Annotated in this window: 21 protein-coding genes; 20 read left to right on the top strand and 1 reads right to left on the bottom strand. The window is 38.7% G+C overall.

The window, feature by feature from the left end; translation table 11 throughout:
• Positions 1 to 109 precede the first annotated feature (109 nt).
• From V7266_RS23360 to V7266_RS23295, 14 genes are all read left to right on the top strand, one after another.
• Positions 110 to 958, top strand: coding sequence for a DegV family protein (locus V7266_RS23360; RefSeq protein WP_335471479.1), 849 nt, complete (start codon positions 110 to 112; stop codon positions 956 to 958).
• A gap of 59 nt (positions 959 to 1017) precedes the next feature.
• Positions 1018 to 1173 (top strand): hypothetical protein, encoded by a 156-nt coding sequence (locus V7266_RS23355; protein ID WP_335471477.1) that lies wholly within the window; start codon positions 1018 to 1020, stop codon positions 1171 to 1173.
• Positions 1174 to 1247: 74 nt separating this feature from the next.
• Entirely contained in the window at positions 1248 to 1898 is a 651-nt protein-coding gene (locus tag V7266_RS23350) for an HD domain-containing protein (RefSeq protein ID WP_335471476.1), read from the top strand.
• A complete protein-coding gene (locus tag V7266_RS23345) occupies positions 1895 to 3787 on the top strand; it encodes an ABC-F family ATP-binding cassette domain-containing protein (protein ID WP_335471475.1) in 1893 nt (630 codons plus the stop codon). The genes V7266_RS23350 and V7266_RS23345 overlap by 4 nt, the downstream gene beginning before the upstream one ends.
• A 112-nt stretch (positions 3788 to 3899) precedes the next feature.
• Positions 3900 to 5033 carry a conserved virulence factor C family protein gene (locus V7266_RS23340; RefSeq protein WP_335471474.1) on the top strand — a complete coding sequence of 378 codons (1134 nt, stop codon included), beginning with the start codon at positions 3900 to 3902 and terminating at the stop codon, positions 5031 to 5033.
• A 59-nt stretch (positions 5034 to 5092) separates the two neighbouring features.
• Positions 5093 to 5527: a BrxA/BrxB family bacilliredoxin gene (locus V7266_RS23335; RefSeq protein WP_335471473.1), complete on the top strand. Its 435-nt coding sequence runs from the start codon at positions 5093 to 5095 to the stop codon at positions 5525 to 5527.
• Between the two features lie 234 nt (positions 5528 to 5761).
• Positions 5762 to 6538, top strand: a complete 777-nt coding sequence (locus V7266_RS23330) for a class I SAM-dependent methyltransferase (RefSeq protein ID WP_335471471.1) — start codon at positions 5762 to 5764, stop codon at positions 6536 to 6538.
• Positions 6539 to 6643: 105 nt separating this feature from the next.
• Positions 6644 to 7237 (top strand): YpjP family protein, encoded by a 594-nt coding sequence (locus V7266_RS23325; RefSeq protein WP_335471470.1) that lies wholly within the window; start codon positions 6644 to 6646, stop codon positions 7235 to 7237.
• Positions 7238 to 7324: 87 nt separating this feature from the next.
• Positions 7325 to 7906 carry a TerD family protein gene (locus V7266_RS23320; RefSeq protein WP_335471469.1) on the top strand — a complete coding sequence of 194 codons (582 nt, stop codon included), beginning with the start codon at positions 7325 to 7327 and terminating at the stop codon, positions 7904 to 7906.
• Positions 7907 to 8061: 155 nt separating this feature from the next.
• Entirely contained in the window at positions 8062 to 8838 is a 777-nt protein-coding gene (locus V7266_RS23315) for a TerC family protein (RefSeq protein WP_335471467.1), read from the top strand.
• Positions 8839 to 8913: 75 nt separating this feature from the next.
• The gene (locus V7266_RS23310; protein ID WP_335471466.1) at positions 8914 to 10101 is read left to right on the top strand and encodes an HpcH/HpaI aldolase/citrate lyase family protein; all 1188 of its coding nucleotides are present in this window, start codon (positions 8914 to 8916) and stop codon (positions 10099 to 10101) included.
• Positions 10052 to 11404 carry a phosphoribosyltransferase family protein gene (locus V7266_RS23305; protein WP_335471464.1) on the top strand — a complete coding sequence of 451 codons (1353 nt, stop codon included), beginning with the start codon at positions 10052 to 10054 and terminating at the stop codon, positions 11402 to 11404. The genes V7266_RS23310 and V7266_RS23305 overlap by 50 nt, the downstream gene beginning before the upstream one ends.
• 1 nt (position 11405) lies before the next feature.
• Complete coding sequence (locus V7266_RS23300; protein ID WP_335471462.1) at positions 11406 to 12527, top strand: cysteine protease StiP family protein; 1122 nt, start codon at positions 11406 to 11408, stop codon at positions 12525 to 12527.
• Positions 12524 to 13348, top strand: coding sequence for a hypothetical protein (locus V7266_RS23295; RefSeq protein WP_335471460.1), 825 nt, complete (start codon positions 12524 to 12526; stop codon positions 13346 to 13348). The genes V7266_RS23300 and V7266_RS23295 overlap by 4 nt, the downstream gene beginning before the upstream one ends.
• On the opposite strand, the gene V7266_RS23290 is transcribed toward V7266_RS23295, so the two are convergent.
• Positions 13332 to 13577, bottom strand: coding sequence for a hypothetical protein (locus tag V7266_RS23290; protein WP_335471458.1), 246 nt, complete (start codon positions 13575 to 13577; stop codon positions 13332 to 13334). The genes V7266_RS23295 and V7266_RS23290 overlap by 17 nt on opposite strands.
• 213 nt (positions 13578 to 13790) lie before the next feature.
• Between V7266_RS23290 and V7266_RS23285 the strand changes: the two genes are divergently transcribed.
• The 6 genes from V7266_RS23285 to V7266_RS23260 all read left to right on the top strand — a co-directional run bounded on the left by V7266_RS23285 (position 13791) and on the right by V7266_RS23260 (position 19234).
• Complete coding sequence (locus V7266_RS23285; protein WP_335471457.1) at positions 13791 to 15431, top strand: YceG family protein; 1641 nt, start codon at positions 13791 to 13793, stop codon at positions 15429 to 15431.
• Positions 15432 to 15434: 3 nt separating this feature from the next.
• Entirely contained in the window at positions 15435 to 16538 is a 1104-nt protein-coding gene (locus V7266_RS23280; protein ID WP_335471455.1) for a toxic anion resistance protein, read from the top strand.
• A gap of 33 nt (positions 16539 to 16571) precedes the next feature.
• Complete coding sequence (locus tag V7266_RS23275) at positions 16572 to 17186, top strand: TerD family protein (RefSeq protein ID WP_335471453.1); 615 nt, start codon at positions 16572 to 16574, stop codon at positions 17184 to 17186.
• Positions 17187 to 17271: 85 nt separating this feature from the next.
• Positions 17272 to 17850, top strand: a complete 579-nt coding sequence (locus tag V7266_RS23270; protein ID WP_335471451.1) for a TerD family protein — start codon at positions 17272 to 17274, stop codon at positions 17848 to 17850.
• 95 nt (positions 17851 to 17945) lie between these two features.
• A complete protein-coding gene (locus tag V7266_RS23265) occupies positions 17946 to 18740 on the top strand; it encodes a thymidylate synthase (protein ID WP_335471449.1) in 795 nt (264 codons plus the stop codon).
• Positions 18737 to 19234 carry a dihydrofolate reductase gene (locus V7266_RS23260; RefSeq protein WP_335471447.1) on the top strand — a complete coding sequence of 166 codons (498 nt, stop codon included), beginning with the start codon at positions 18737 to 18739 and terminating at the stop codon, positions 19232 to 19234. The genes V7266_RS23265 and V7266_RS23260 overlap by 4 nt, the downstream gene beginning before the upstream one ends.
• Positions 19235 to 19377: the final 143 nt, after the last annotated feature.

The following is a 19377-nucleotide window of genomic DNA, read 5'->3' as shown; positions in this document are numbered from 1 at the left end:
AAAGTTAGCTGATTATTTGTATTTAAAATATTTACAATATTCAAATTTGAATGTACAGTTATATTAGTGTGATATTATGACCTCATACTAATAATAGGGGGAGTGAAACATGGTTAAGACTGCATGGGTAACCGACAGTACAGCCTATTTAGATCATGAGCTAAGGAATCATCCAGACTTATATACAATCCCATTAACTGTTTTACTTGATGGAGAGGAATATTTTGATGGTATAGACTTAACCCCGAAGGAATTATTTGCCCGATTAAAGGAATTAAAAACCCCGCCGAAAACCTCACAGCCATCGGTTGGTTCTTTTCAATCTTTATATGAACAATTATCAAAAGAATATGACCAAATTGTAACTATTCTTATTTCAGGAAAACTAAGTGGGACAGTCTCCTCGAGCAAGCAAGCAGCGTCACTTGTCGAAATACCTGTCACTACCTTTGATTCGCACATCCTTACGTTTCCGATGTCGTCATTGATTAAAAAGGGGATGGAACTAGTTAATGACGGCCACCATATTGAATCGATGATCAAGCAGCTTGAACAAATACGTGACACATGTGAGACCTATGTTCTTGTCGGAAGTTTAGAACAGCTTCATCGTGGCGGCCGTATGAGCGGACTTCAATTCTTTCTTGGAAGTATGCTAAATGTCAAGCCAATTGTTTCAATTGAAGATGGGGCACTTAGCGTGAAAGAAAAAGTTAGAGGCGAGAAAAAAGCAAAAGAAAAAATTCTTGATTATTTTCGGATTTCATATGAACAGAAACAATTTAAGGAGGTATATCTTTTGTACGGATTGCATGAGGAACAAGCTAAAGCTTGGCACCTTGAGCTGCAAGAACAGTATCCAGAAGTTAAGATTATCAGCTGTCCATTAGGTGCGGTTATCGGCGTTCATGCTGGCGAAAACACTCTTGGAATTAGTTGGTTTAATGGCTTAAAATAACTTTCCTACAGATTGTGCATACTATAATGGTCATCATCTTAGTTGAGAGGGGTGTGCACATGAGTAAGCAGGGAAGACAAAATCCTAATCAGACGAGAAAACAAATTGAAAAACAGGATATTAGCAATGATGTCGAACTAGGCAGTGAATTTCAAATCGGAAATAATAATTCACAAAGCCAGAAAAAAAGCGGCCGTCAGGCAAACAAAAAATAACCTCGAATCATCGGGGTTATTTTTTGTTTGCTATTCATGTTAAAATAACAAAGGGTGAAGGCAGGTGCTTGAAAATGAAGGACTTATTAATTAAACAAACGGAAAAATTTGTCCGAAATGAACTAGGTGAAGATGCCACAGGCCATGACTGGTACCATGTTGACCGTGTCCGGCGTAATGCCTTACATATTTGCAAAAAAGAAAGGTTTGGAGATCCGTTTGTCATTGAAATGGCAGCACTTCTTCATGATATACCAGATGAAAAACTAAACAAAACAGTGGAACTAGGGAGGGCCAAGCTCGAATCCTTTTTCAAAACCATCTCGGTTCCAGATGAGGTCAAAGGACATATTATTCAAATCATTGACTCGATTTCATATAAAGGCGGCCAGAAAACAGAGCTTAATACCATTGAAGCAAAAATCGTACAGGATGCCGACCGTCTAGATGCAATTGGGGCAATTGGGATTGCAAGAGCCTTTGCTTATGGAGGTAAAAAAGGCCAGCTTATCTATGACCCTGCTATCCAAGTCAGGGAAGAAATGCGCTTGGAAGAATATCGAAATGGTAAATCAACAAGTATTCACCATTTTTATGAAAAATTATTAAAATTAAAAGATTTATTAAATACAGATACCGCTAGAAAAATGGCAGAGAAGCGTCAGGAAATGATGCTTAGCTTTTTAGAACAATTTTATCAAGAATGGGATGGACAAGATTTATGAAGATGCTCACAGTAGAAAATGTTACAAAAACGTATGGTGAGAAGCAGCTCTTTGACCATATTTCTTTTACAATTAGTGAAAAGGAGCGTGTGGGTTTAATTGGCATAAACGGGACCGGAAAATCGTCCTTATTAAAGATAATTGCTGGGTTAGATGCACCTGATGAGGGGAAAATTATCTCACCTAAGGAGTATACCATTTCGTTTTTATCTCAACAGCCTGAATTAGATTTCGATAAAACAGTACTTGAACAAGTCTTCCGCGGTGATGCGCCGATTCTAAAACTGATGCGTGGATATGAAGAGACTCTATTAAAACTGAATATCTCCCCATCTGATACAAAAATTCAAGAGGAGCTTTTTCACTTACAAAAGCAAATGGATGCTTTAAATGCTTGGGATGCCAGCACAAATGCAAAGTCCATCTTAATGAAATTAGGAATTGAAGATTTTACAAAGAAAATCGGGGAACTTTCAGGCGGGCAAAAAAAGCGTGTTGCACTTGCACAAGTATTAATTGCTGAACCGGATTTATTAATTTTAGACGAACCAACCAACCATCTTGATTTTGATTCTGTTAAGTGGTTAGAGGATTATTTAAGCCGATATAATGGTTCAATTTTGCTAGTTACACATGACCGCTACTTCCTAGATCGTGTTGCCAATCGGATGTTTGAATTAGACGGCGGTAATCTATACAGCTACAAAGGAAACTATGCTGCCTTTTTGGAAGCCAAAGCGGTTCGCGAGGAAAACGAAGCAGCAACCTATGAAAAAAATAAAAATTTATTTCGCAGAGAGCTGGAATGGATTAGACGTGGTGCCAAGGCAAGGTCAACAAAACAAAAAGCTAGAATTCAGCGTTTTGAAGATCTAGATGACAAGCTTACAACCGGAAAGCCATCCGGTGAAAAGTTGGATATTACATTAAATGGAAGCCGGCTGGGTAAGCAAGTTTTTGAATTGAAAAATGCATCCAAGCGATATGAGCAAAAAGTAATCCTAGATCATTTCGATTTATTGGTTAAGCCGGGAGACAGGATTGGGATCATTGGTAAAAACGGTGCCGGTAAATCGACATTACTGAATATTTTAGCAAGGAAGATCCCACTGGATGATGGTGAATTTAACATCGGGCAAACAGTGAAGCTCAGCTTTTATACCCAAGAAAGCGAAGACATGGATGACAATAAGCGGATGATTGAATATATCAAAGAGACTGCTGAAGTTATCGAGACATCGGATGGTAAAACTATTTCGGCTGCACAAATGCTTGAACGCTTTTTATTTCCACCGTTTACTCATGGTACTCCGATTCGAAAATTATCTGGTGGAGAAAAACGCCGTCTTTATCTTTTAAAGCTGTTAATGACAGCACCTAATGTCCTCTTGCTGGATGAGCCAACGAATGATTTGGATACACAAACTTTAACGGTTTTGGAAGATTATTTGGAAGACTTCCCAGGTGTTGTTTTGACGGTTTCCCATGATCGTTATTTTCTAGATAAAGTGGCGGAACAGCTGCTAGTTCTTCGCGGAGAAGGGGAAATAGACTCTTTCTATGGGAATTACAGTGAATACATTGAAAAAGAAACAGCGCTTGAAGCACAAAAAAACGCTGTATCAAAGCCAATATCACCAGCTAAAGCTCCAGAAAAGGAAAAAAAGAAGCGGTTAACGTTTAAGGAGAAGAAAGAGTGGGAAGAAATTGACGAGGTGATTTCCAATACAGAGGCAAAAATAGAAGAAGTAGCTGCCGAAATGGCTGCAACCGGAAGTGACTTTACAAAAGCACAGGAACTGATGAAACAGGAAAAGGAACTAAACGAAAAATTAGAGTATTTAATTGAGCGCTGGTCGTACCTAGCAGAGATAGCTGAACAAGAGTAGATGGGTACGTCAATGAGACGTACTTCTTTTCTATCTAAGCAAATGCAATGAATAGAATATTAACATTATGTTAAACTTGTAGAAAGAAAATGATGAGAATTAGGTGATTGTGTTGAAAATAAAGGCGATTGAACCAACGCCAAGTCCAAATACAATGAAAATTAATTTAGACCAAGAACTTCCAATGGGCAAAAGCCATAATTATAAAAAAGAAACTTCTTCAGACGCTCCTGCTATAATTCAAGCAATTCTGCAAGTAGAAGGGATAAAGGGTGTATACCATGTTGCTGATTTTCTAGCTGTAGAGCGAAACGCAAAATATGATTGGAAGGAATTATTACCTCAAGTCCGCCAAGCGTTTGGTGAAAAAACAGAGGAAACTGCTAATATAAACAAGCTAGACGAGCATTTTGGTGAAATTAAGGTAGAAATTCAAATGTTTAAAGACATTCCTCTGCAGGTTAAACTGACAGATAGTTCCACGGAACGAAGGTTTGGAATGCCAGATTACTTTTTAAAAGCGAGGGAACAGGCACAGCTTCCTGAGGATAATTATATCCTTTTGCGTAAATGGCAAAATCAAGGAGTCCGCTATGGCGATTTTGAACAGATTGGTCAAGAGGTTGTCGAAGAATTAATTGCTGCCTATCCGAAGGATCGTCTTGAAGCACTGGTCACAAAAGCGAAAAGCTCAGGTACACCCATTGTCCAGAAAGCAAAGCGAACTCGTAAAAAAGTAACAATTGAGGATTTAAACAATCCTGACTGGCAGGTGCGCTATCAGCTCTTGGAGCAAATGGATGACCCTGAAATTGAGGATTTACCTATGCTTGAAAAAGCGTTACAAGATGAGAAACCCTCCATTCGCAGACTGGCAACAGTCTATCTTGGTATGATTAAAGAGAAGGAAGTTCTGCCGGTACTATATAATGCATTAAAAGATAAGACAGTAACGGTCCGCAGAACAGCCGGTGATTGCTTATCCGATTTAGGTTTTCCTGAGGCAGCAGAGGAAATGGCGAAAGCATTGAAGGATACGAGTAAGCTTGTGCGTTGGAGAGCGGCTATGTTTCTATATGAGGCAGGCGATGAGGATTCTTTACCAGCCCTAAAAGAGGCCGAAAATGACCCGGAATTTGAAGTCAGCATGCAAATTAAAATGGCCATTGAAAGAATTGAAGGCGGAGCAGAAGCGAAAGGTTCTGTTTGGAAACAAATGACAGAAGCAAGAAAATCAGACCAGTAATTTTGAATAATATCCATAATTATAGTATTCTATATGGAGAAGAAATGGAGTGAATGTAGATGTCAAATGCATACGAAGAATATATGAAACAAATGGTTGTACCAATGCGTGAAGAGTTAACAAGAGCAGGATTCGAGGAATTGAATACAGGGGAAGAAGTCGAAGATTTTATGGAAAAGACAACTGGTATAACACTTGTTGTAGTTAATTCCGTATGCGGCTGTGCAGCGGGCTTAGCAAGACCTGCAGCAACCCAGGCTGTGTTAAATAGTGAGAAGAAGCCGGATCATTTAGTAACTGTTTTTGCTGGGCAAGATAAAGAAGCTACAGCTAAAATGCGTGAGTATTTTGAAGGAATCGAGCCTTCATCTCCATCAATGGCATTACTAAAAGACAAACAAGTGGTTCATTTTATTCCTAGACATGATATTGAAGGCATGCCGATGGAAGCTGTCATGCAAAACTTATTGGGCGCATTTGAAGCCCACTGTTAAGAAAGGGGATGTCGGTAGACGTCCTTTTCTTTTTTACTATCAAGGCTGTGTTAATCTTGGATGTTGATTTCCGCTCCGGTCGTTCGCTTTCCGCGGGCGTGCCTGGGAGCCTCCTCGGCGCTAAAGCGCCTGNNCGTACTCCCGCAGGAGTCGTACTTATCCGATCCAATCAACATTGTCCCCAAATCAACAGTAACCTTTAACACAGCCACTATCAAAAAAAGAGTTGATGAAATGATTGTCACAACCGCAGGGAGAACCACCGAGGAAATGATCGAGAGAGCAAGGCAAATGGCCGAATATTTGCAGGTTCCCTATCTTCCTAGGGAAAAGAAATCGATAAAACAGATCCAACAACAGGCAGACAGCGACTGTCTAGTAGTCGGGAAAGAACGCTTGGAGCTTTTTGAGAAGAATAGTTCACAGCCGTTTTTCTTCCATCCAAATTCGGCCATGTTTCGAATAAAGCGCTTAATTAGCGGAGATGGCGATCCATTTGCACATGCTGCAAAACTCACAAAGGGAATGAAGGTTCTTGACTGTACACTTGGTCTCGCATCAGATGCTATTGTTGCAAGCTACCTAGTCGGTAGGGAAGGTATGGTCACCGGTATAGAGGGTCAAAAATATCTGGCTTACGTTGTTCAAGAGGGACTGAAAACATGGGAGTCCAGCCTTCAATCCATAAATGAGGCGATGAACCGTGTCAGTGTGATCCATACAAATGCCCGTGATTATTTAAAAAATCAAGGAGATTCATCTGTTGATTGCGTTTATTTTGATCCGATGTTTGAAGAAACGATTCTTGAATCCGATGGGATTAAAGCTTTAGGACATTTTGCTATTCATGATAATCTGACCGATGAAATGATTACCGAGGCAATCAGGGTAGCTAAATATAGAGTAGTCTTAAAAGATCAATACAAAAGCTTGCGTTTTGAAAAATATGGCTTTCACGTCATGCGCCGAAAAACCGCAAAATTTCATTTTGGAGTAATAGAAAAAAACTGAAGGTTCGTTCTTTCAGTTTTTTTCCATTTTTCTCAAAAAAGAAGTATAATATTTTGTAAGAAACGTAAATTTAGAAATCTATTACTATAAAGGCGTGAACCGACTATGAACAAGTGGCTGCGAAAATCACTATTTGTCACAATATCGATTTTAACATTTGGTCTAGTAACCCCATCACAACTAATCAATCAGGCAAACGCAAATAAAATCAATGACCGAGACGGTTTTGAAACCCCTGCCCCAGAAAGAAGCTTCGTTCAGGCAAATAGTTATTTAATAGAAACGGAGTTTAACAGAGAAAAGTTTATGCAGGAATTAATTAATCAGGCAGAAATTCAATCCTATCAAAAGTTTGGTACTAAGATTAAGCCAGTCATCGAAAATGAATTTCGAGAAGCAATTTTACCGAATATTGAAAAGGCAATTTCAGAAACAGCATCTCAGTTTCCAGAGGAGCATTTAAAGAATCTAACCATTACAGAACAGCCTGGTTCCGGGCTTTCTGAGAAAATTTTTAATATAAAAGATAATGTTTCAGGGAAAGATATTATACGTTTCCATGTAAGACGCGATAATCCGCCGCAATCTGGGTACTGGTTTAATTTTCATTATCATAGCTATCATGATAATTTTCATACCCATTATGAGCTGGGTTCCATTTATTGGGACAAAAATACTCCACCAAAATGGATGAGCTAGTCCTTCGTAAAAATTTTTTATAATAAATGAAACCTTTTTAAAAGAAACTCGTAAATAATCTATCAACAAAAATGGAGGAATGTAAAAATGGCAGTAAGTTTATCAAAGGGTCAAAAGGTTGATTTAACAAAAACGAATCCTGGCTTAACAAGTGTTGTGGTTGGATTAGGATGGGACACTAATAAATATGATGGCGGTAATGATTTTGACTTGGATTCATCCGTTTTCCTTTTAGGAGAGAACGGCAAAGTAACGAATGAAACAGACTTCATATTTTACAATAATCGTGAGGGTGCAGGCGGTGCCGTCGTACATACCGGAGATAACCGCACTGGTGATGGCGATGGCGATGATGAACAAGTAAAAATTAATCTAACGGCTGTTCCAGCAAATGTCCAGAGGATTGCATTTACCATTACGATTCACGAAGCAGATAGCAGGAATCAAAACTTTGGTCAAGTCAGCAATTCTTATGCCCGGATCTTTAATGAGGCAACTGGCGAAGAACTAATTCGTTATGATTTAGGGGAAGATTTTTCGATTGAGACTGCGATCGTGGTCGGAGAATTATATCGCCACAACGGTGAGTGGAAATTTAGTGCGATAGGCAGTGGATATCAGGGCGGATTAGCAGCCTTAGCAACAGACTTTGGATTATCTATCGGTTAATAATAAAAAAGGCTGTGTTATAGGTCATTGTTGATTTAATCTAGATGTTGAATGGAGCGGAAAACAACATCCTACTTTAACACAGCCAAAAAAAAGACCCAGTCAGATGGGTCTTTTTAAAAAATTATGTTTACTATCTAGGGGGAATTCTTTTAATGTCAGTTTTACAACATATATTAGATACATACTCACAGTTTTTTAACTGGGAAATGTGGGGAGAGGTGTTAACAAATCCTGTCAGCTGGGGATTGATAGGAACTCTTGTTATTTTGGAAGGTTTACTTTCTGCCGATAATGCCTTAGTTTTAGCGGTTATGGTTAAACATCTGCCACCCGAAAAACGAAAGAAAGCTCTGTTTTACGGCTTATTAGGGGCCTATGCCTTCCGTTTTATTGCGATCGGTATTGGTGTATTCTTAATCAAACTTTGGTGGGTAAAAATATTAGGTGCGGGTTACTTGGCATGGTTATCCATTAAATACTTTTTAGATAAACGTAAAGGTGCTGAGGAAGAAGGGCAGCATGAGGAAGGAATCAATCAAAAAGGACTCTTAATTCGTTTATTTGGAACATTCTGGGGAACCGTTGCTGCTGTCGAATTGATGGATATTGCTTTTTCCGTTGACAGTGTCTTGGCAGCGTTTGGTGTTAGTGAAGAGGTGTGGGTTCTATTAATTGGCGGAATGCTTGGCGTATTAATGATGCGGGGTGTTGCAGGTGTCTTCTTAACACTAATCGACCGCGTGCCAGAACTAGAAACAACAGCTTATATTTTAATCCTAATTATTGCGATTAAAATGCTCCTTGCTGTATTTCATATTGAAATGGGACATATTACATTCTTTATAATCTTATTACTTACCTTTGGTGCTACTTTTATCGTTCACAATAACAATAAGAAAAAGCAAGGCAGCAAGGAAAGTAATTCATAATGTTTGTCAAAGGGTGGGGAGCTGACGAAAGTCTGTTTCCCTCTCTTTTTTACCATTCACAGAGGAGAAACTGTTATGGAATTTTTTACATATTTTTACAAAGATGAAATTGCACGTTTTTTCTTCCAAAGACCTGGGACATTTACAAAATACACAAACCGTGAGCAGTTGTCCTATGCTTTAGGTGCAACACTTTATATGCCGGCTACTCGGCCAAATATCCATCAGGAGATCCTTTCAAAAAAGCATGAAGGCTTAACCTCCCTTGTCATAGATTTGGAGGATGCAGTAAGCGACCATGAAGTAGATTTCGCAGAAGATTTACTAGTTGGGGAATTATTAAAGTTACAGGATGAATGTAATAAAGGGTTCTTAAACTTCAAGGATTTACCGCTCATGTTTATCCGGATACGTCAATTTGATCAGTTAAAGCACCTCAAGGAAAAATTAGGTGATGCATTGAATCTTCTAACGGGGGTAGTAATACCTAAATTCAGCGCCGAACATGGCAGGGGTTTATTAGAAATGGTTCGTGACATTCATACGGATGCTCATCCTTTTTATGCAATGCCCATTCTAGAATCAGCTAAAATCATCCAGAAGGAAACAAGATTGGATGAATTAATGGAGATTAAGCACCTTTTAGATCAATACAGGGATTATATTCTGAATGTTCGAATAGGGGCAACTGATTTCTGTGGTTTGTACGGTATACGGAGAAATATGGATACAACTGTTTATGATATTGCTGTTTTAAGAGATTGCATTTCCGATATTATAAATGTTTTTCAACGAAGTGATAATCCATATGTGGTATCCGGTCCTGTCTGGGAATATTTTTCTGCGAAAAAAAGAATGTTAAAGCCTCAACTCCGGCAAACTCCGTTCCTTGAACGATATGGTGAAGAAGGTCTCAAATGGAGAGCTCAATTAATTGTTGAAAATATGGATGGGCTCATCCGTGAAATTTTGTTGGATATTAGTAATGGATTAACAGGAAAGACGATCATTCATCCATCACATATAAAGGTGGTTCAGGCTCTTAATGTGGTTTCCTATGAAGAATTTATCGATGCTTCTAATATAGTCAAAGCATTCAATGATCATAATGGGGTTATGAAAAGTGAATTTTCGAATAAAATGAACGAAGTAAAGCCTCATTATTTTTGGGCCCAAAAAATATTATTAAAATCACAGGTTTACGGGGTGTTACATGAAGAATTCACAAGCATTGACCTTATCAGAAAAGAAGTATACGTTTAACATCCTTGAAACAATAAAGGTAGAAATAGATTGCCTCGATAATCCATATCATATTCCTATAAACGATCTTTTTACAATGGCTGCCAGAATTAATAAGAAGCGCTCGTTTTTATTTATTAGCAAGGTGCTAGGTAAACATTTACCCATTGAACCAAATAAGGGCTTGATAATTGCCGCTCTTCTTGGTGCAAGATATCTAGAAAAGGTTAAGGAATTAGAATGCCGGGAAAAAGAGAGATTGCTAGCTTTCTTTCTTAATGGTGGTCATTTTTACAGCCGTCCCTTTATTCCTGAACGTTTCAAACCAGTCATCATTGGCTTTGCGGAAACGGCCACTGCCCTTGGACATGCTTTTTTTGATTGTTTCCAGGCTGCTGAGTTTTTTCATACTACCAGAGAAGAGATTCGGGGGGAAGCACCTGTCATAACATTCGAGGAGGAACATTCTCACGCAACATCCCATCGTTGTTATATTTCCAAAGAGATGATGGATCATCAGCGTGAAATTATTCTCGTTGATGATGAAATAACAACAGGTAAAACAGCCTTAAATATTATCAAATCTATTCAGGAGAAATTTCCAAGACCTCATTATACTGTAGTAAGTATTTTGGATTGGCGTTCACCGGAATATCAGCAAAAGTTTTTAAGGCTGGAACAAGAATTAGGAATTAAGATAAATGTGGTTAGTTTACTATCCGGGCATGTTGAGATTCATCAAGTAAAAGAAATTGAAGCTTGTTCTAAAAAGGTCGAAACACCTAATAAAGGGACCTCTATTGAAGTATTGCATCTTGATTCTTATTTTACAGCTTCTAGGTATTCTTCTGAAGTTCAATTGAATGGAATCCCCTATCTTAACGAAACAGGGCGTTTTGGTTTAAAGAGCTCAGAAAATTTTACTTTACACAAGAAAGTTTCTTCTGCTGCAGATTTCTTAAGGCAAAAAAGAGCGGGGGATCGAACACTATGCCTCGGAACTGGTGAATTTATGTATTTGCCTATGAAACTAGCTGCTGAAATGGGCAGGGGTGTTTATTATCAATCCACGACCAGAAGTCCGATATACATCGAGAATGAAGAGGGATATGGGGCGAGGTTTGGGGTTCACTTCCCTAATCCAGAGAACGAGAATATTTCACACTTTGTTTATAATATTCCTCCGAATCACTACGATGAATTATATGTATTTTTTGAAAGGGAAGTTTCAGAAGAACAGCTTCAGCCAATGCTTAACGTACTTTCAGAATTAGCTTTTCGAACAATAAAAATTGTCTTTTTTTCAAGGGATAGAGGTGAATAAGATGCAAAAAATACTTAACAAACCTGCCAAAATTGGAACCTATCACGAGGATGATGTTCTTTTTTTATTAAAGGATTTAAGTGACATAGTTTTAGAGGATACCGCACTAAATCGCGAAACAAAGATTCAATCTGGGGGTCATTACAGCGAATCACTGCCGATCGAATATCAGCCTCCAAAAGAGTATGTAAAGGTTTTTTGGGATACATTACTGCATTATAAGCAAAAAGTAGCCTTATGTGTGGGGATTGTCTCAGAGCAAATCTTTCAACTAAAGGGTTCCAATGTGGTTCTTGTGTCGCTTGCCCGGGCTGGGACACCGGTTGGGATCTTAATTAAACGGTATCTAAAGTTGAAGTACGGTGTCAGCTTACCTCATTATAGTATTTCTATAATCCGTGATAAGGGAATTGATGAAAATGCCCTTCACTATATCAAACAAGAGCATCCCACTAGTAAAATTCAATTTGTAGACGGCTGGACGGGGAAGGGGGCAATATCATTAGAATTAACAAAGGCATGCCGAGAATATGAAGAAAAATATCGACTGCCGCTTGATGATACGCTTGCCGTTATTGCTGATCCTGGCTGCTGTACCACCCTTTTTGGTACAAGAGAAGACTTTTTAATTCCTAGTGCTTGTTTAAATTCAACTGTTTCAGGTCTAGTCAGCAGGACGGTGTTAAATGAAGCATATATCGGTAAGGATGATTTTCACGGGGCTAAATTCTATCAAAATCTGCTTTCAGAAGATCTTTCTAATGAGTTCATTAATTTGATAGCAGAAGAATTTTCTAACATTGCTAAGGAAGCGGAGAACTCTGCCTCGAAGCTTTTGTCTAGTAAACTCGATACAGGATTTTTAGGGTTAGAGGATGTAAAAAAAATACAAGCTGAATTTTCGATTGAGAGTTCCCATTATATTAAGCCTGGAGTTGGAGAAACAACGAGGGTCCTCCTCCGCAGGGTTCCATGGAAAATTTTAATGCGAGATCCTTCAAGCCCGTTCGTTAAACATATCCTAATGCTTGCTGAAGAAAAAGGAGTGGAAGTCCAGGCCTATCCAGATATGAAATATTTGTGCTGTGGTCTTATTAAAAAGGTCAAGGGGACGCAGGCATGATATTTGCATCTGACCTTGACCGAACATTAATTTATTCTAAACGGGCAATTGAAGAGTTTGGAGTACCTGAGGGTTTAGTGTTAACACAAGTTGAACCTAGGGACGGAAGCTGGGGTGCTTTTATGACAGAAAGCTCCTATAACCTGTTAAAAGAACTATCAAGTCAAAATTTATTTGTTCCCGTCACCACTAGGACGATAGAGCAGTTTAGTCGAATTGTCATTTTTGCTCAAGATATTAAATGTAAATATGCCATAACGTCAAATGGTGCCAATATTCTTTATTATGGGCTTCCGATGAAGGAGTGGTCAGAGCAAACCCGTAACCGATTGAAAATAGAATCTGTTTCGCAAGCAGAACTGCTTTCCATTTTAGAAAGGGAAAATGTCTATCTTGACGGGGAAAGGAAACAGGCCGAGGAATGGTTTTTCTATTATCTATTAAACTGCCTACCTTCTGAAGCAGACAGAAAATCCATAAAGGATTTGGCTGCCAATTTGGGATGGAGGATTTCGCTCCAAGGCAGAAAACTATACTTTATCCCTCAGGCAATTAGCAAAGGAAACGCTCTTAACTTTATTTGTCAACTTGAAGGGGTGAAAACGGTTGCTGGAGCGGGCGATTCTATTCTTGATTGGGACTTCCTAAAGAACTGTCAGCACCGATTTGTTCCAAACCATGGAGAGCTTGCCAAACATTTAGCCTATGTGTCAGGTGGCTGCAACTCGATTTTAACAATAAATAAAGGTGTTCGTGCAGGAGAAGAGATTATCCAACATTTCTATCAACTAGCCCACACTAATCCTATTTTTTTATCGTGATTTTACTAATAACAAAATAGTAAAGGCTGCCAAAAAAACTGTAGCTTGCAAGAAAAAACAGAAGGGCCATGGTTAATGATGGGATAACTGGAGATAAGAATATAGTAAAGATAAAGCTGAAAATAAATAAATCTAAATAAATAAATAGGTCAGATACCATTACTTCCATTAAGGTTTCTAACTCCTCCGATACGTGATCCAGTTTCGGTCTTTTATATAAAAATCTCATTTGAGTCACCTACTTAGTATGAGTACTCCATTCATATGTAGGGACAGGCAAAAACGTGAAAAAAGAGGAATTGAGCTAAAATGAAACAAATTTGGCTCTCTTTCGTATAAACAAATGAACCAATGAAATAACTGTGATATGATGAAATGGAAACCTTACATAATTTTCTAATCGATAACAATAAGCTTCGCTTTTAGAGGGAAGGGATTATGATTGTATCCAACATTAAATCAGTTAAACGTCCATCCTGTATCCCTTTCATTTGAAAATTGGCAGGGCATGCTGAAAAAAACGCTGCCGGAACGGCCGAATTATTCAGTTGAAAATGGAACGATTCAGATTGGGCAAGTAATTGGAACGTTTTTGGGCTTACCTATAGACACGGATGAGTATTATAACCAGTTGTATGATTATGTCCATAACCAGGAATGGAACCTTAAATTGTTAAGTGAGGATTCTCTGGATAAAACCATACATAATACTCACTTTCAAGCGATTCAAAGGGTCATAAATATAAATAACGAGCAAAAGCTTTCTATTAATCGTTTCACGGCGTTTCTTGATGGTGAACAGTTATTGTTAAAATCCAAGGTACCGGTTATTCACCGAAAGCTAAGAGAAGCAATGATTTCCACACTTGAATTATTTGCAAACCGCGAAACGAATGGGTTAAAAAATCATGAACTCAGAAGGGTTTTGGTCGATCTTGTAAAATGGTCCTTGAATCATTTACAACTTCTGTTAGAACAAGCTGATCCGCAAAAGGCAATGCCCAAATTCTTGTGGTATGGCGACTTTAAAAAAAGTCATCAATACTTTTTATATTATTTAATCAAACTTGGCTGTGATCTCATCATCTTCCATCCGGAAGGCAGAGATATATTATCTGGCTTAGTCACGGAAGAAATCTTCACGTATCATTACCCAAATCAGCAGCCTGCAGAGCCATTTCCCCAGGAAAAGCGCAGCCGGAAAACGACAGTTGCTTACCGGGCATCAAAAGAGATTGAATCGATCCTAAATTCTGAGGGTTCCGGTCTTTATAAGCCCTGGCAATTACGGGATTATACACCTTCGTCCATTACGTTAAAAACGACCTATGACGAGCTGTTTATCCTAGCGAAAGAAATGGCAATGATCCGTCCGGACTTTGAGGTGAGTAACGGTGAAGTTAAGATTCCGTCGATATTTGCTAAAGTCCATGGTGTAAGTAAAAACCGGAAAGAATATTGGGAACGGCTTCAATCGATTAGTCAATTAGAACATAGCTTGCTGATTAGGGGACTGCCTTTTACGAGTCCAAGTACTAGTGATTTTCGCTTTCACTATCGTAATGCACTTGGTAAAGATGGTGTATTAAGTACTGAGAAGGTGATGCAATCACATTATTGGCCCTATTCCTTCTTGGCTTCAGGATTGCAAAAAGGGATAGTCCAAGCCATAAGAAGGCTTTGTGAAGCACCCGCTTTAAAACCGCTCTCAGCGGCGGAAACTGACGAAGAAGTAAAAGTTTATCTGTTTACCCAGGCGATGTTTATGCCTAAGAATATCATTCAGTTAATGGAGAAATTTGATTATTCTCAAGCTGTCCCTAAATTAATTATTTACAATAACGAAACGGCAGGAAGGTTATCAAGGTCGGATGCAGCACTGCTTCTGCTTCTAAATCAATTTGGGATTGATCTCATTTTGTATAATCCACCAGGCCATAATGATATCGAAAACTATGTCGATGAACGATTATTTGATAAGCACTGGCTTGATGAAGTGGTGTTTGACTTGGAGTATAAGGAACCATCGCTTTTTAAAAAAGGGCTTTTTCAAGGAATCTTAAAAAATCTAAGGGGAGATTAAACAGTGAATTTATCACCAAATCCATCTAACGGTTTAACACCTGCAGCGGCTGATGATGTTCTAACCGAAACAAAAGTATCAGATATAAAACTTGCTTTACGAAAAGAACCAGAAATTCAAAATTTAGCTCGCACTATTGATGAACGTGACCAAATTCAAATATTGGAATTTGGAAAAGAGCCGGCCGTGCAAATATCTCGTTTCTCGGATCAAATCTTAAGTAATATGAGGACAACCAAAGTAGAAGATTCTGGTGAACTACTGAAACATCTTGGGCGGATAATGGATAAATTTGATGCTAAGGATTTTCAGAAGACCTCAGGGGGGCTTTTTGGCAAGCTGTTTAAAAAGGGCGAAAAAATCGTCGAAAAGCTGTTTGGCAAGTATCAGACAATGGGATCCGAAATCGACAAAGTTTATGTGGAAATCTCAAAATATCAGCATGAAATGGTCGATGCCACTAATATGCTTGAACAAATGTATGAACAAAACTATCAATATTATCTAACACTTGAAAAATATATTGTTGCCGGTGAATTAAAGGTAGAAGAATTGAAGAACACCAGCCTTCCACAGCTTGAAGCCCGCGTCGCTCAAGGTGATCAACTTGCTTCGATGCAGTTGGATTCGTTAAAAAATGCAATTGACTTGTTGGAACAGAGGATATATGACTTAGAAATGGCAAAGATGGTTTCACTACAGACTGCTCCACAAATTCGATTGTTGCAAAGAGGGAATACCAAACTTATTGGAAAAATTAACTCTGCTTTTGTAACAACGATTCCTATTTTTAAAAATGGTTTAATTCAAGCAGTTGCAGCAAAAAGGCAGAAGCTTGTCGCCGATTCAATGAGCGAGCTTGACCGAAGAACCAATGAGATGTTATTAAGAAATGCTCAGAATATTTCTCAACAAAGTACGGATATCGCAAGACTTGCTGGCGGTCCTAGCATTAAAATCGAGACGATTGAAGAATCCTGGAACATTATTATCAAAGGGATGCAGGAAACACGAGCAATTGAGGAAGAGAATAAACGTCTTCGTATTGAAGGCACGAAACGTTTAGAGCAGCTTCAAGAGAACTTTAAAAAATTGAAACAATCCTAATTCTATACAAAATATTTTAATGGGGTGAATGATATGGCAATTAATTTACAAAAAGGCCAGCGAGTTGATTTAACAAAAGGAAATCCGGGATTAACGAAAATCATGGTAGGTTTAGGCTGGGATCCTGTCCAAAGCGGCGGAGGCGGCAAGTTATTCGGCGGCCTATTTGGCGGGGGTGCTAGTAGCTCCAATGTAGACTGTGATGCCTCTGTTATAATGCTCGGGGCGAATGACAAATTACAAAACAATAAAGATGTTATTTATTTTGGAAACTTAAAAAGTAACGATGGCAGTGTCCAGCACTCCGGTGATAATTTAACAGGAGATGGAGACGGTGATGACGAACAAATAATGATTGACCTAAGCCGTGTTCCCGCGAACATTCAAAAATTAGTTTTTGTTGTTAATATTTATGATTGTGTAAAAAGAAAACAACATTTTGGAATGATTCAAAATGCGTTTATTCGAGTGGTTAATCCTACTACAAATCAAGAGTTGCTTCACTATAATTTAACGGATAATTATAGCGGACTTACATGCCTAGTGACGGGGGAAATCTATCGCCACGGCAATGATTGGAAGTTTGCTGCGATCGGCAGTGGAACAAATGCTGCAAGCTTGAGTGAAGTGGTTCGTTCTTACAGTTAATCCTCTGAAAAGCATTTTACGCTGTATCTGGACACTTTTCTACTATTTCTGTCTTATCTGAAAAAGCTTGTAAGAGGTGGTTTAGTTGGGAATTAACTTATCAAAAGGACAAAGAATAGATCTGACGAAAACAAACCCTGGGTTAACAAAGGTCATTGTCGGTCTTGGCTGGGATACAAACCGATATCATGGCGGTTATGATTTTGACCTGGATGCGTCTGCTTTTTTAACGGATGGAAACAGCAGCGTAAATCAAGAAAGTGATTTTATCTTTTATAATCAGTTAATCCATCCTTCTGGTGCAGTGGAACATACAGGCGATAATCGGACTGGGGAAGGGGATGGCGATGATGAGCAAATCAAAATTGACTTCAGTAAAGTGCCTTCCAATATCCAGCGAATTGCCATAACGGTCACGATCCATGATGCAGAAGCCAGAAATCAGAATTTTGGACAGGTAGCGAATGCTTTTGTCCGCTTGGTGGATGAGGACACGGGTCGTGAGGTACTAAGGTTTGATCTTGGTGAGGACTTTTCAGTTGAGACGGCTGTTGTATTTTGTGAACTGTACCGCCATAATGGCGATTGGAAATTCAATGCTGTTGGAAGTGGTTTCGCAGGTGGATTAGCCGCTCTTTGTCGAAATTTTGGATTAGAAGTTTAGCGTATTTTTTAAAGAAGCTGCCATCATGTTTGGCAGCTTTTTTTTATCATGATAGAATGAAGAAATATGAATGGCAGTAAAGGGAGTGTCTTAACTTGAAACAATATCTACAATTATGCGAACATGTACTGAAAAATGGCCATGTTAAAGGTGACCGAACAGGTACTGGGACGATTAGCACATTTGGCTACCAAATGAGATTTAACCTTGAGGAAGGTTTCCCGCTCTTAACGACAAAGAAGCTGCACCTTAGATCCATTATTTATGAATTGCTTTGGTTTTTAAATGGAGACACAAATGTACGTTACCTGCAGGAGAACGGGGTGCGGATCTGGAATGAGTGGGCAGATGAACATGGTGAATTGGGGCCTGTTTACGGTCATCAATGGCGCTCTTGGACAGGAGCTGATGGAAAAACCGTTGATCAAATCAGCGAATTAATTGAGCAAATTAAAACCAATCCGAATTCACGGAGATTGCTTGTGAATGCCTGGAATGTAGCTGAAATTGACGAGATGGCACTACCGCCTTGTCACTGTCTGTTTCAATTTTATGTTGCTGATGGAAAATTGTCTTGTCAGTTATACCAGCGTTCTGCAGACGTCTTTCTTGGTGTCCCTTTTAATATTGCATCCTATGCGCTTTTAACATTAATGATTGCCCAGGTCTGTGACTTAAAACCGGGTGAGTTTATTCATACTTTTGGGGATGTGCACATTTATCAGAACCATCTCGAACAAGTAAAAGAACAATTGTCGAGGGAACCGCGGAAATTGCCAACCTTGAAAATCAATCCAAATGTGAAGGATATCTACTCATTTGAATATGACGACTTTACCTTAGAAGGTTACGACCCGCATCCACATATTAAAGGAGCCGTAAGTGTATGATATCTTTTATTGTCGCAATGGATCAAAATGGTGCTATTGGAAAGGATAATCAACTCCCATGGCATTTACCGGAGGACTTAAAGTTTTTTAAAAGGGTAACAATGGGACACCCGATTGCAATGGGGAGAAAAACTCATGAATCGATTGGACGCGTCCTGCCAGGACGAGAAAATATCGTAATTACCAGGCAGCCTAACTATCAAAGTGAAGGCTGTACCGTTTACTCTTCAATTGATGAGTTTGTGATGAATAGCCGAAAGCAAGAAAACGAATTTTTTGTTATTGGAGGAGCTGAAATTTTTCGGGAGACCTTTCCATTTGCAGATAGACTATATATTACCTATATTGATGAAACCTTTGCTGCAGATACCTTTTTTCCTTCATTTAATCAAGAGGATTGGGTCCTAACATCGGTTGAAAAAGGGATTAAAAATGAAAAGAATCCTTACGATTTTGAATTTAGAATTTATGAAAGAAAAAACGGGCACCAATAGCTGCTCATTATTATTAATACCTTACCAAATAGATTAGCCATAATATTTGAAAGATTTAATCAACCGGTAGAAGATTGACTTAAGCACTTGTAATTGTTAAATTGTCTATAGTGATTTACAATTAATTGTGAAAATGCTAAATG

The sequence above is a fragment of the Neobacillus drentensis genome, assembly GCF_036965645.1.
Classification (GTDB): Bacteria; Bacillota; Bacilli; order Bacillales; family Cytobacillaceae; genus Neobacillus; species Neobacillus drentensis_D.
This window is presented reverse-complemented; position numbering and strand designations above follow the sequence as displayed.